Source organism: Afipia sp. MLSD5-FHT05B12 (assembly GCF_058793355.1).
Window position 1 is genome coordinate 64,672 of the sequence record NZ_JBXAFS010000019.1, and the last position, 12,422, is coordinate 77,093.

General features: G+C 63.0%; 11 protein-coding genes. 8 read left to right on the forward strand and 3 right to left on the reverse strand.

Annotation, left to right across the window (positions count from 1 at the left end):
* Positions 1-14 precede the first annotated feature (14 nt).
* The 3 genes from AC1Q6J_RS19500 to AC1Q6J_RS19510 all read left to right on the forward strand — a co-directional run bounded on the left by AC1Q6J_RS19500 (position 15) and on the right by AC1Q6J_RS19510 (position 3,094).
* The gene (locus tag AC1Q6J_RS19500; RefSeq protein WP_492280832.1) at positions 15-1,391 is read left to right on the forward strand and encodes a malonyl-CoA decarboxylase; all 1,377 of its coding nucleotides are present in this window, start codon (positions 15-17) and stop codon (positions 1,389-1,391) included.
* A gap of 130 nt (positions 1,392-1,521) precedes the next feature.
* Positions 1,522-2,439: a pirin family protein gene (locus tag AC1Q6J_RS19505; RefSeq protein ID WP_492280833.1), complete on the forward strand. Its 918-nt coding sequence runs from the start codon at positions 1,522-1,524 to the stop codon at positions 2,437-2,439.
* A gap of 61 nt (positions 2,440-2,500) precedes the next feature.
* Positions 2,501-3,094, forward strand: a complete 594-nt coding sequence (locus AC1Q6J_RS19510; protein WP_492280834.1) for a hypothetical protein — start codon at positions 2,501-2,503, stop codon at positions 3,092-3,094.
* Here AC1Q6J_RS19510 and AC1Q6J_RS19515 read toward each other — a convergent pair.
* On the reverse strand, positions 3,079-3,858 hold the full coding sequence (locus AC1Q6J_RS19515) for an SDR family NAD(P)-dependent oxidoreductase (protein WP_492280835.1): 780 nt from the start codon (positions 3,856-3,858) through the stop codon (positions 3,079-3,081). The genes AC1Q6J_RS19510 and AC1Q6J_RS19515 overlap by 16 nt on opposite strands.
* A gap of 256 nt (positions 3,859-4,114) precedes the next feature.
* Here AC1Q6J_RS19515 and AC1Q6J_RS19520 point away from each other — a divergent pair, with 256 nt between their 5' ends.
* Complete coding sequence (locus tag AC1Q6J_RS19520; RefSeq protein ID WP_492280836.1) at positions 4,115-4,906, forward strand: enoyl-CoA hydratase/isomerase; 792 nt, start codon at positions 4,115-4,117, stop codon at positions 4,904-4,906.
* A 185-nt stretch (positions 4,907-5,091) separates the two neighbouring features.
* On the forward strand, positions 5,092-7,302 hold the full coding sequence (locus AC1Q6J_RS19525; protein ID WP_492280837.1) for an SLC26A/SulP transporter family protein: 2,211 nt from the start codon (positions 5,092-5,094) through the stop codon (positions 7,300-7,302).
* A gap of 3 nt (positions 7,303-7,305) precedes the next feature.
* Here the strand turns inward: AC1Q6J_RS19525 and AC1Q6J_RS19530 are convergent, their stop codons facing one another.
* On the reverse strand, positions 7,306-7,635 hold the full coding sequence (locus AC1Q6J_RS19530; RefSeq protein WP_492280838.1) for a hypothetical protein: 330 nt from the start codon (positions 7,633-7,635) through the stop codon (positions 7,306-7,308).
* Positions 7,636-7,829: 194 nt separating this feature from the next.
* On the reverse strand, positions 7,830-8,831 hold the full coding sequence (locus tag AC1Q6J_RS19535) for an adenosine kinase (RefSeq protein WP_492280839.1): 1,002 nt from the start codon (positions 8,829-8,831) through the stop codon (positions 7,830-7,832).
* Between the two features lie 150 nt (positions 8,832-8,981).
* Between AC1Q6J_RS19535 and murJ the strand changes: the two genes are divergently transcribed.
* From murJ to AC1Q6J_RS19550, 3 genes are all read left to right on the forward strand, one after another.
* Positions 8,982-10,538, forward strand: coding sequence for a murein biosynthesis integral membrane protein MurJ (murJ, locus tag AC1Q6J_RS19540; RefSeq protein ID WP_492280840.1), 1,557 nt, complete (start codon positions 8,982-8,984; stop codon positions 10,536-10,538).
* 64 nt (positions 10,539-10,602) lie between these two features.
* Complete coding sequence (gene trpS, locus AC1Q6J_RS19545) at positions 10,603-11,640, forward strand: tryptophan--tRNA ligase (protein WP_492280841.1); 1,038 nt, start codon at positions 10,603-10,605, stop codon at positions 11,638-11,640.
* Positions 11,641-11,824: 184 nt separating this feature from the next.
* Positions 11,825-12,319 (forward strand): universal stress protein, encoded by a 495-nt coding sequence (locus AC1Q6J_RS19550; protein WP_492280842.1) that lies wholly within the window; start codon positions 11,825-11,827, stop codon positions 12,317-12,319.
* Positions 12,320-12,422: the final 103 nt, after the last annotated feature.

The following is a 12,422-nucleotide window of genomic DNA, read 5'->3' on the forward strand; positions in this document are numbered from 1 at the left end:
GAGCAGGCAGACGAATGGCGACGCTGGGACTGGATCGGGCCTCCTTAAGCAATCTGCTCACCACGCTGACGACGCGGGGACGCACCCTGCTTGGCCTCTCCAACGGCGCCCGGCCGATGTCGCAGGCCGAATTGATCGGGCTCGGCGAAACCCTGCTGTCGCGGCGCGGCGAAGCCACCGGCGTCGCACTCGCCAACACGCTGCTCGCGGGTTACTCGGCGGCGAGCGAAGCCGACCAACTCGCTTTTCTCAATGCACTTGCCGATCTGTTCGGCCCGGACATGGACGAACTGAACGCGGCGCTGGCCGTGGTGCGCGACAAGGGCACCTCGCCCGATGCCGTCAGCAAGCTTCTGAGGGCGGCCGAGCCGCGCCGTCAGGAACTGATCCGGCGTCTTAATCTGGCGCCGGGCGGCACCGCGTCGCTGGTGCGGATGCGCGAAGCGCTGCTGACGCATCTCAAGGATCATCCCGCGCTCAAGCACGTCGACAGCGATTTCGTGCATCTGTTCGCGTCGTGGTTCAACAGGGGTTTTCTCGTGCTGCAACGGATCGACTGGACCACGCCCGCGAACATTCTGGAAAAGATCATCCGCTACGAGCAGGTCCATGCCATCTCCAACTGGGACGATTTGCGCAGCCGCCTCGCGCCGTCGGATCGCCGTTGCTATGGCTTCTTCCATCCGCAACTCGTGGATGAGCCGCTGATCTTCGTCGAGGTGGCGCTGACGCGCGAAAGCCCGGCGGCAATCGCGCCGCTGCTCGACCTCACGCGGGCGCCGATTGCCGCCACCGACGCCACGACGGCGGTGTTCTATTCGATCTCGAACACGCAACGCGGGCTCGGCGGCATTTCCTTCGGCAACTTCCTGATCAAACAGGTGGTCGAGGAGATCAAGCGCGAACTGCCGAACGTGCAGACCTTCGTGACGCTCTCGCCGGTGCCCGGATTCGCCGCCTGGCTGAAGCGCGAACGCGCATCCGACACCTCGCCGCTGCTCGACGCGGCGTCGCGCGCTACGCTCAATGCGCTGGATACGCCGGGCTGGGCCGACGATCCTGACATCGCCGAACAGGTCCAGGCCGAACTGCTGCCGCTGGCGGCTTACTACTTCCTGGAGGCGAAAGGGTCGCGTGGGCATCCGCTCGATCCCGTGGCGCGCTTCCATCTCGGCAACGGCGCGCGGCTGGAGCGACTGAACTTCCTCGGCGACCGGTCCGAGAAGGGCATGCAGCAATCGCACGGGCTGATGGTGAATTATCTCTACGCGCTCGACAAGATCGAGGCGAACCACGAGGCGTTCGCTGAAAAAGGTCAGGTTGCATCGTCATCGGCCGTTCGTAAGATGTTGCCGGCACGCGCCCTCGTGGAGACGTCGGCAAGCGCGTGAACGGTGGAAGACGCAACAACCTCAGCGGTCATACGCGGGTTTGACCCGCGTATCCATCCCAAGTGAATTTTCTTGAAGGATGGATTGCCGGGGCGAGCCCGGCAATGACATAGCAACCGGGAGACGCGCCATGAGCTGGATGCCCTCGAACGATCCGATCCTCGGCGACCCTCAGACCTGCGATGCGCTCGACCTCATCATCGTGCCGCGCACCCGCGATCTCGGAGATGGGTTCGCGGTACGCCGCGCGCTGCCGCACGGCAAACGGCAGATGGTCGGCCCCTTTATCTTCTTCGATCACTTTGGCCCGGTGCAGTTCGTCGCGGGCAAAGGCATGGACGTGCGCCCGCATCCGCATATCGGGCTCGCCACCGTCACTTATCTGTTCGACGGCAGCATCATGCACCGCGACAGCGAGGGCAACATCCAGGAGATCCAGCCCGGCGCCATGAACCTGATGACCGCCGGCCGCGGCATCGCGCATTCCGAGCGCACACCGGACGTGCAGCGCGCCAACGGTCAGAGCATGCTCGGCCTGCAAAGCTGGATCGCGCTGCCGGCCGGGAAGGAAGAAATCGCGCCGTCGTTCCAGCATTTCGGCGCTGACGTGTTGCCGACCGTGCAGGATACCGGCTTCAAGGCGCGCATTATCGCGGGTTCGTCGTTCGGCGCAAAATCGCCGGTCGATATGGTCTCGGAATGGTTCTACGTCGAAGTCGCGCTCGATGAAGGCATGCGCGTGCCGCTCGACGCCGATCACGAGGAACGCGCGATCTATGTCGTCGACGGCGAGATCGAAATCGCCGGCGAGAAATTCGAAGGCCCGCGGCTTTTGATCTTCCGTCCGGGGGACCGCATCACCGTCAAGGCCACGCGCCCCACGCGGATGATGTTCCTCGGCGGCGCGGCGCTGGAGGGCCCGCGCCATATCTGGTGGAATTTCGTCTCCTCGAGCAAGGAGCGCATTGAGGAGGCCAAGGCCGACTGGAAGGCTGGACGCTTCTCCCATGTTCCCGGCGAGCACGAATTCATTCCGTTGCCGGAGTAACGGGCGCGGCTGCGCGCCTTCGCCGGACAGACTGATTCCTCATTTCCAAACGAGTGCCTCAATGAATGAAAACATCGATCGCCTGATCGCGCAGATCAGGCTGCTCAACGGCGAGCTTGAGGCTGAATTCGCGATCCGGCGGGCCAAGCTGCGCTATACGCTGCGAGGCTCCCGCGCGATTTTCGAGGAGGAAATCCTCCGTGCCCATCGCGAGCTGCGCATCGGCCTCGCGAAGTATATTTTCAACGCCAGCCTGCTGACGGTGGTCACCGCGCCGGTGATCTACGCGATGATCGTCCCGTTCGTGATCCTCGACATCACCATCACGATCTATCAATGGATCTGCTTTCCGGTCTACGGCATCGAGAAGGTGAAGCGCGGCGACTATTTCATTTTCGACCGTTATCACCTCGCCTATCTGAATATTCTGGAGGCGATCAACTGCGCCTACTGCTCATACGGCAACGGGTTGATGGCCTATGCCAGCGAGATCGCCGGCCGCACGGAGCAGTACTGGTGTCCGATCAAGCACGCCCGCAAGGCGATCTCGGCACACCAGCTCTATATCGGCTTCGCCGACTTCGGCGACGCGGAGACGTTCCGCAAGAAATACGGCCACCCCGATCCGGCCGTGAAAGATCAGAAGACGGTGTAGCCGCCGTCGATCACGATCATATCCGCGGTGTGATACGACGACGCCTTGCTCATCAGGTAGACCGCGATGCCGCCGAAATCCGACGGTTCGCCGAATCGCCGCATCGGAATCCGCGGCATCACGTTATCGACGAACTTGTCGTTCGCCATGAGTCCTTGTGTCATGTCGCTCTTGATCCAGCCCGGCAGGATCGCATTGGCGGTGATGCCGTAGCGCGCCTGTTCGACCGCGAGCGCACGGATCAACGCATTGATCGCAGCCTTGGTCGCCGCGTAGTGCTCGTTACGCGCCGTTCCGAACAGCGACGCCATGCTCGATGTCGCCACCAGCCGCCCGAAAGCGTCGCCTTTTGCCGCGCGTTCCGTCATGTGCCGCGCCGCCGCCTGAAACACATGAAACACGCCGTCGAGATTGGTGGCGAACATCTTGCGCCAGTCTTCCTCGGTGCGGTCGATAAAGGCATGCCGCCCGCCGCCGCCGATGCCGGCATTGGCGAAGCAGCCATCGACACGGCCGAACTTGTCCAGTGTCGCTGCCATCGCGGCTTTCACCGAAGTGGCATCGGTGACATCGCAGATGCGCGCCTCGGCCTTGCCGCCCTTGCCGGTGATCGTGGCAAGAGCTTGCGCATTCTTCTCGGCATTGCGGCCCCAGATCGACACCGCGCACCCCTCGGCCGCCAGCGCCTGCGCAATGCCAAGACCGATGCCGCCATTGCCGCCAGTCACCACCGCCACGCGGCCGCTCAAATCGAAAATACTCATGTCGTTTCATCTCCCGTTGCTTCTTGGTCGCGACATTGGCCAATCGGTCACGCAAAATCAAACCGCCAGTTGCCGATCTCGCGGCTCTTTCGCCATGCGAAACCAAAGTTCGCAGCGCATGGCAGGCCAGACATTGTTGCCGCGCCAGATCACGCCGTTTACAGCCAATTCGGTTTCCGAAATAGTCGCTGCGAAACGGACGCGGCGAGGTTTCGCGGACGTCACGTTCAATCAAAATCCATCAAGCGAGGAACGCATGCAGTTCAAACATTGCAGACTGGAATTCGACGGCCCGGTCGCCACACTTGTGCTCGATCATCCTGAAGTCATGAACGCGGTATCGCAGGACATGCTCGCCGGCCTTGCCGAGGCGATGGATGCGATCGACGAAAAGCGCGAGGACGTCCGCTGCCTCGTTCTCACCGGCGCGGGCAAGGCATTCTGCACCGGCGCCAATCTTCAGGGCCGGAACGATCAGAGCGGCAAGCGGCCCAACGCCGGCTCCACGCTCGAAACCGCGTTTCATCCGTTCCTGCGCCGTCTGCGCAACCTGCATTGTCCGATCGTCTCGTCGGTGAACGGTCCGGCTGCCGGCGCCGGCATGAGCTTCGCGCTGATGGGCGACATCATCGTTTGCGCGCGGTCGTCATATTTCCTACAGGCGTTTCGCCGTATCGGCCTGGTGCCGGATTGCGGCTCGACCTGGATCCTGCCGCGCCTCATCGGCAAGGCCCGCTCCGTCGAGCTGTCCTTGATGGGCGAACGGCTTCCCGCCGAGAAGGCGCTGGAATGGGGCCTGGTCAACCGTGTCGTGGACGATGCCGCGCTCGCTGAAGAAACCAGGAAGCTTGCCCATGATCTGGCCAACGGCCCGACCGTGGCGCTGTCGCTGATCCGCCGGCTTTACTGGGAGAGCGAGAACAATTCGTTCGAGGAACAGCTCGACCTCGAACAGCAATTCCAGCGCGTCGCCGGACGCAGCGAAGATTTCAAGGAAGGCGTCGGCGCGTTCCTGGAAAAGCGCCCGGCAAAGTTCAAGGGCCGCTGATCCGCGGTCACAAGGTTCGACGCAATGGGCTGCGCTGGAAACGGCGCAGCCTTTTTGCTGCCGTCGGACCCGGATCTCTCATTTTGCGCAAAGACCAGCCACGGCTGCGACTGTCATAAAAATCTCTTTTACGTCCGCGTTGTCGTCGTCTAGGACTGGCCTGCCTCCATCCATGGACGTCCCGCGTGGCCTTCCCCTCCGCAAGCCCAATTCCAAGCCCGCGTGTAAGGTTTCGTGCGTGGCTGAATGATATCTTCGCCAGTGCGGCACCCGCGGTCCTGACGGTGTCGTTCGGACTGTCCTATTCGGTTCTGATTTTCTCCGGCCCGCTGGCGGCGTATCTGCCCTATGGGATCGCGGCGACCTTCACCGCCACCGCCGTTATCGCCGTGGTCATCGCGCTGGGCAGCACCTTTCCCATCGCGGTCGGAGGCCCGGAGACCTCCACGGCGGCGGTCACCGGCATTCTGGCGGCATCGGTGGTCGAACACATCACGGCAACCGATCCCTCCGCGCCATTGCTCGGCCCCGTGCTGCTGACGCTGTCCGCCGCGACCATCACCACCGGCCTCACGTTGTGCAGCCTGGGCCTGACCCAGATCGGCCGGGCGATCCGCTATGTGCCTTATCCCGTGATCGGCGGATTTCTTGGCGCGACGGCGCTCCTGATCGCGCTCGGTGGCGTTCGGGTCATCACGAATCAATCCCTGCGGTTCGATACCCTGGCATCGTTCGCGAACCCCATGACGATGTACGAGTTGCTCGCAGGCGGCGCGCTGGCGCTCACGATCTATCTGACGTGGCATCGTTCGCGCAATCCACTGGCGCTGCCGGCGCTCCTGATCGCCGGCGTGGTGACGACCCATATCGTTTTCAACTTCGCGGGCATCTCGCTGGAGCAGGCGCAGGCTCTCGGCTGGACATTTCAATCGTTGCCGCGCGCGACATTTTCGCTGCCCTGGCATCTGAGCGACGTTGAAAGCTATCCATGGCAGGCGGTGCCAGGGCTGATCGGCAACCTGATTGCGGTGATTTTCGTCACCGCGATCAGCACGCTGTTCAACACCACGGGCCTCGAGGTCGCGACCAGCCGGGAAGCGAATCTCGAACGTGAACTGAATGTCGCCGGAGTTGCCAACATCCTGTCGGGCCTGTTCGGCGGCTATGCGGGCTGTATCTCGCTGAGCCGATCGCTGCTCAACAGCAACGGCGGAGCCACCGGCCGCATTTCCGGGCTGACGGTCGCCGTCATCGCGGTGCTGATGCTGGTGGCCGATCCGGCGCTGCTCAGCTACGTGCCGAAGTTCATTCTCGGCGGCCTGCTGATCTATCTCGGCGTGGATCAGCTCAACCGCTGGATCGTCGAATCGCGGCGGCGGCTGTCCACCATCGAATATCTGTCGCTGCTCGCGATCATTTTTATCATCGTGAAGTGGGGGTTTATCGCAGGCGTCCTGATCGGAACCATCATCGGCTGCGCGACATTCGCGCTGAGCGCATCCCGCATCAGTTCGATCAAATTCGGCTTCAACGGCGCGGAATATCGCAGTTCGCTCGATCGTTCGCGGCGCGATCTGGCGCTGCTGGCAGCCCACGGCAAGGAAATCCATGGGCTCAATCTGCAAAGCTATCTGTTTTTCGGTTCTGCCAATCGCCTCTATCAGCATGTGAAGACGTTGCTTGGACATCATCCCGAGTGCCGCTATCTGGTTTTCGATTTCAAGCTGGTGACCGGGATCGATTCATCGGCCGCCTACAGCTTCGCCCAGATCAGGCGCTCGGCGAGCGGGAACGACGTCAAGCTCGTTCTCGTCAACCTGCCGCGCACAACAGAGAAGATGCTGCGGTCGGGAGAATTTCTGTCCGGCGACATTCTGGTCATGCCGGACCTCGATCACGCGCTGGAGTGGTGCGAGAACGAAATCATCGCCCGGTACCGCGAACTGGAGCAGGAGGAAGGCGATCTGCAAGGCTGGTTCGCCGGCATTCTCGGCAACGACCATGATGCCGCTGAATTGACGCGGCACTGCGAACGCGTCGAGGTCCGCGCCTTCGAGACCATCGCGCGCGCGGGCGAGCCGGCCGATTCGGTGCTCTTCATTCTCAACGGCCGGATCGGCGTCATCGTGGACGCGGGCGGGGGCCACAGCACGCGGGTCCGAAGCCTCGGCCGCCATACAACGGTGGGAGAAATGGGGCTTGTCGCGCGCCAGCCGCGCAGCGCCACGATCCGGGCAGAGGCTGACAGCGTGCTTTATGTGCTGCGCGCGGATGCGTTCGACGCAATCACCGCCAGCAATCCGGCCCTCGGGCAGAAGCTGCTGACTTATTTCATGTCGGTGCTGGCCGAGCGGCTCACCTTCGCCAGCCGCATGATCGGCGTGCTGCGCCGCTAGGCGTCAGGCGACGTGACTCATGAAGGCTTCGCGGCGGCCAATCATGCGCTCCGCGGCAACCTTCGCATCTTCACGTGTCGATGTCGCGTAAGTGCGGTATTCGAGATCGAGCGATGTCGCGGGATCGCGCTTGCCAAACCAGGAGGCGAATGATTTCGGCCCGGATGTGATCGACGACAGCGCGAGGGCAAGGTTGTCGGCGGCGTCGAAGGCGAACAGCGCGCCGGACGAGGTGTGCCTGACTTCAAAAATTCCCGGCCCGATCGGCGCTTCCAGTTTTTCACCGCGCACGGCCTTCGGGTAATGTTTCCATTCGCTCCAGGTTGAAATCATGGTGACCTTCCGCCGCGCCCTGCGCGTATCTCTCTAAACAAACATCCCTGCCCGCACAGCGGGAAAAGTTCCAACGAACGCAACAGGCAATCGTTCCCGCCGAAAATCGTCTTTCGTCATATGGATGCGGGCCGCGAGCCCTTCAAGGACAAACGCGGTTAACCGGAAGTCACTCGATCGTGAACAGTTCGCCACTAGACCGGCAGTCCGGCGGCCTGCGCCAGCGCCTTTAACGACGTTTGCGGACGCGCGCCGATATGCTGAATCACCTCGGCGGCGGCGAGCGCGCCAAGACGTCCGCACTGATCATGGTTAAGCCCGCGCACGATGCCAAACAGAAATCCCGCGGCGAACAGGTCGCCCGCGCCGGTGGTGTCCACCACCTGCTTCACCGGACAAGCCGGCACCGCCGTCACGACGTCCTTCGCCACGACCACGCAGCCTTTCTCGCTGCGGGTGACGACGGCGAGTTGGGCATCGGCGCGCAACTGCGCCAGCGCCTTGTCGAAATCCTCGGTCTGATAAAGCGACGCCAGTTCGGCCTCGTTGGCGAACACCAGATCGACCGTCTTGGTCCGTATGAGATCGAGAAATTCATCGCGGTAGCGGCCGACGCAGAACGCGTCCGACAGTGTGAGTGCCACACTGCGCCTGTTGTCGTGCGCGATCTTCGAGGCTTTCAGAAACGCCTCCTTCGCATTGGCCGGATCCCACAAATAGCCTTCCAGATAGACAATCGAGGACGCCGCAATCTGGGCGGGATCGATATCGGCAGGGGAGAGATCCTGTGCCGCGCCGAGATAGGTGTTCATGGTGCGCTCGCCATCCGGCGTCACCAGGATGTAGGAGCATCCGGTGGCGGGGCCGCCGGTCGCGGCCGCGGTGGTGAACGCAACATTCGCCGCGCGGATATCGTGGGTGTACATGCCGCCAATCTGGTCATCCTTGACCTTGCCGACATAGGCCGCCTTTGCGCCGAAGCCCGCCACGCCGAAAATCGTATTCGCCGCGGACCCGCCGGACATTTCGGTGGCCGGGCCCATGGCCTGGTAAATCGCCGCGGCGCGCGCCTCATCGATCAGCGCCATCGATCCCTTGGCCATGCCATGCTGACCGAGAAACGCATCGTCGGTTCGCACCAGAATATCGAAGATGGCATTGCCGATCCCGAGAACGTCGTATGTCGCTGCGGTCATTAATGATATTCCTGTTGGGGAGGCGCATGATCAGCAAAAGCTGGTATTTCAGGGAAGGACTGGAAGGCCGGTTCCAGGGTCCTTGGGGCAACCGGCGACCTATCACGACAACGCGCCCGCCAGCAAGCACATGATCCGCAGAATAGTTCGATGATCCGTCATATCCTGACCATCTCGACCGGAACGCTGGCGTCGCGAACGCTGGGGTTCATGCGCGACGCCCTGATCGCGGCACTGCTCGGCGCCGGATCGGTCGCTGACGCGTTCCTGGTGGCATTTCAGTTCATCAACGTGACACGCCGCTCCTTCGCCGAAGGCGCGCTGAACGCAGCGCTGATCCCGCATTATCTGCGCGTGCGGGAAACCGAGGGCACCGTCGCAGCCGCCGCCTTCGCGGGACGCGTGCTTGGCAGCGTCAGCCTCATCCTGATCTGTATCGCGCTGGCCCTGACGGCCCTGATGCCGATCGTGATCGCAGTGCTTGCGCCGGGCTTTGTCGGCCGCGAGACATTGCAGCTCGCCATCAACGACGCCCGGCTGATGATGCCGTATTTCGCGTTCGTCGGGCCGTCCATCGTGATGATGGGCGTGCTGAACGCCGAGCACCGTTTCATGCTGACCGCGTTCTCACCGGTGCTGTTCAATATAACAATGATCGTGGTGCTGGTCGTGCTGCTGGTCTGGCGGCACGATCCGCTGTTCTCGGCCACCGTGATCGCGGGCGCGGTCGGCGTCGCCGGATGCCTGCAAATGCTGATCCTTGTTCAGCGCAGGCCATGGCGCGACGGCATCGCCACCCCGATACGGATTTCGTTCGACCCGCAAATCCGCGGGTTTCTGCGCAAGGGCATTCCCGGCATGGTCGCCAATGCCGGGCCGCAATTCCTGATCGTCGGCGGGGCGATCATTGCGTCGAACTCGCCGGCCGCTGTGTCGTGGCTCTATTTCGCCAATCGCCTGATCGAACTGCCGCTCGGCATGGTCGGCGTGGCGATGGGCACAGTGCTGGTGCCGGAAATGACGCGCGCGATCCGCAGCGGCGACCGCGCCGCCCTGATGCAGGCCGAATCCCGCGGCCTCGAACTTGCGACCGCGCTGGTGACGCCGGCAACCATCGGCCTGATCGTCCTGAGCCGGCCGATCATCCGCGTGCTGTTCGAGCACGGCGCATTCACTCCGGCGGATACCGCCGCCACCGCGCAGGCGCTGTCGATTCTCGCCCTCGGCCTGCCCGCGCATGTTCTGGTCAAGGTGCTGGCCCCGGCTTTCTTCGCGCGCGAGGACACCAAAACGCCGCTGGCGGCGACGCTGTCCGGCATGGCCGTCGCCGTGGCCTGCGGACTGGTCTTCGGTCACGCCTATGGCGCCAGCGGCGTCGCGGCCAGCATCTCGCTCGGTGCATGGTTCTGCGCCGGCGTGCTGGGCTGGCGCGGCGCGACGACATTCGGATTTTCCATCGACGCCATTTCGCAGCGGCGGCTGCCGCGGATCGCGATCTGCGCCGCCGCGATGGGTACGATGCTGTTTCTCGCCGAATCCTTTGTAGCCCCGGTGACGGCAACGGCTGGCTTCGCGGCCCAGATCACCATTCTTGGCGGGCTGGTCGCGGCGGGCGTTTCGTTTTACGGCCTGCTGCTGGATCTGTTTGGCGTCGTGAGCTGGGGCGAGGCGATCAGCAGTTTGCGCGATGGCGGCTTGCGCGAGTAGCGCCAGCGCGGCTAAAGACGCCCATCAAATACATCTGCCGGACGGCGGCGCGGGAACGATCAAAATGGCTGCAAAAGAACTGGTTTTTTCGGGCGTCCAGCCGACGGGCAATCTGCACCTCGGCAACTATCTCGGCGCCATCGTCAACTTCGTCAAACTTCAGGATACCCATAACTGCATCTACTGCGTGGTGGACCTGCATGCCATTACCGTCTGGCAAGACCCTGCCGAGCTGACCCGCAATATCCGCGAGGTCACGGCGGCCTTCATCGCCGCCGGTATCGACCCGAAAAAGCACATCGTGTTCAATCAGAGCCAAGTCTCCGAGCACGCCGAGCTCGCCTGGGTGTTCAACTGCGTGGCGCGGCTGGGCTGGCTGAACCGCATGACCCAGTTCAAGGAGAAAGCCGGCAAGGATCGTGAGAATGCGTCGGTCGGGCTCTACGCCTATCCGAACCTGATGGCGGCCGACATTCTGGTCTATCGCGCGACCCATGTGCCGGTGGGCGAGGATCAGAAGCAGCATCTGGAACTGGCGCGCGACATCGCGCAGAAATTCAACAACGACTTTTCCGAGTCGATCAGCGCGCACAGTTTTGGCGAGAAGTTCTTCCCGATGCCGGAGCCGCTGATCACCGGCCCTGCGACACGTGTGATGTCGCTGCGCGACGGCACCAAGAAAATGTCCAAATCGGATGCGTCGGATTATTCGCGGATCAATCTCACCGATGACGCCGACGGCATCGCGCAGAAAATCCGCAAGGCGAAAACCGATCCCGAGCCTTTGCCGAGCGAGGAGGAGGGTCTGAAGAATCGCCCCGAGGCCGACAATCTGGTTGGCATCTATGCGGCGCTGTCGGGGCAATCGCGGCCGGACGTGCTGCGTGAATTCGGCGGCGGACAATTCTCGGGCTTCAAGACGACGCTGGTCGATCTCGCGGTCGCAAAGCTCGGGCCGATCGGCGCGGAGATGAAGAAGCTGACACAGGACACTGCCTATGTGGATGCGGTTCTGATCGACGGCGCCGATCGCGCGCGCGTCATCGCCTCCGAGACCATGAATGCGGTGAAGGACATCGTCGGCTTTATCCGCAAACGGTAAAGCACGCAGCCCCGGCTGCCGCGTTCCGCGCAAGCGCGGAACGCACGAATCAAGTTCCGTCAAGCTTTGACTCGGCTTGTCGGCGCGCCCTCGCGCATGGCAGCATGATGCCGGTCATTAAACTGCGCGTATCCTGTTCGCAAAGCCGGCGCCCACTTTTGCGGAATACGCGCGAGGGACATGCATGAGCAGCCAGCGACGAAGTTACGAGCAAGGTCACAAGCCGAAATGCCTGGTCGTCGTTGACGACACCGCGGAAGGCGACCGCGCAGTGTACTACGCGAGCCGCTGGGCGGTTCGTGTCGGCGGCGGCGTGGTCATGCTGCGCGTCATCGAGACGGAAGACCGCAACCAGCAATGGCTCGGCGTCGCCGATATCATGCGCGCGGAAGCCGAGGAAATCGCGAACGCGGCGCTCGACCGCGCCTCGGGCCGCGCCAACGGCATCGCCGCCATCACGCCAGAGCGCGTGATCCGCGAAGGCGATCCCGGCAAGCAAATCCTCGATGTCATCGACAGCGATGTCGACATCGCCATGCTGGTTCTTGCCGCCAGCGCGGGCGCGGAAGGCCCTGGTCCGATCATCACCATGCTTGCCAAGACCGCCGGGACATTTCCGATCCCGATTACCGTGGTGCCCGGCAACCTCAGCGACGCCGATATCGACGCCCTGTCATAGGCGCGGCGCGATTTTCTCGCCCGTCATTCCGGGGCGCGCGAAGCGCGAGCCCGGAATCCATGGCGCGGACATCTCGTGAGTGATTGTGGATTCCGGGTTCGCG

Bases quoted from the DNA above. Each gene is read 5' to 3' on its own strand.
- AC1Q6J_RS19500 (WP_492280832.1), top strand. From the start codon at position 15: ATGGCGACGCTGGGACTGGATCGGGCCTCCTTAAGCAATCTGCTCACC.
- murJ (WP_492280840.1), top strand. From the start codon at position 8,982: ATGATCCGTCATATCCTGACCATCTCGACCGGAACGCTGGCGTCGCGA.
- AC1Q6J_RS19520 (WP_492280836.1), top strand. From the start codon at position 4,115: ATGCAGTTCAAACATTGCAGACTGGAATTCGACGGCCCGGTCGCCACA.
- AC1Q6J_RS19515 (WP_492280835.1), bottom strand. From the start codon at position 3,858: ATGAGTATTTTCGATTTGAGCGGCCGCGTGGCGGTGGTGACTGGCGGC.
- AC1Q6J_RS19535 (WP_492280839.1), bottom strand. From the start codon at position 8,831: ATGACCGCAGCGACATACGACGTTCTCGGGATCGGCAATGCCATCTTC.
- trpS (WP_492280841.1), top strand. From the start codon at position 10,603: ATGGCTGCAAAAGAACTGGTTTTTTCGGGCGTCCAGCCGACGGGCAAT.
- AC1Q6J_RS19510 (WP_492280834.1), top strand. From the start codon at position 2,501: ATGAATGAAAACATCGATCGCCTGATCGCGCAGATCAGGCTGCTCAAC.
- AC1Q6J_RS19505 (WP_492280833.1), top strand. From the start codon at position 1,522: ATGAGCTGGATGCCCTCGAACGATCCGATCCTCGGCGACCCTCAGACC.
- AC1Q6J_RS19550 (WP_492280842.1), top strand. From the start codon at position 11,825: ATGAGCAGCCAGCGACGAAGTTACGAGCAAGGTCACAAGCCGAAATGC.
- AC1Q6J_RS19530 (WP_492280838.1), bottom strand. From the start codon at position 7,635: ATGATTTCAACCTGGAGCGAATGGAAACATTACCCGAAGGCCGTGCGC.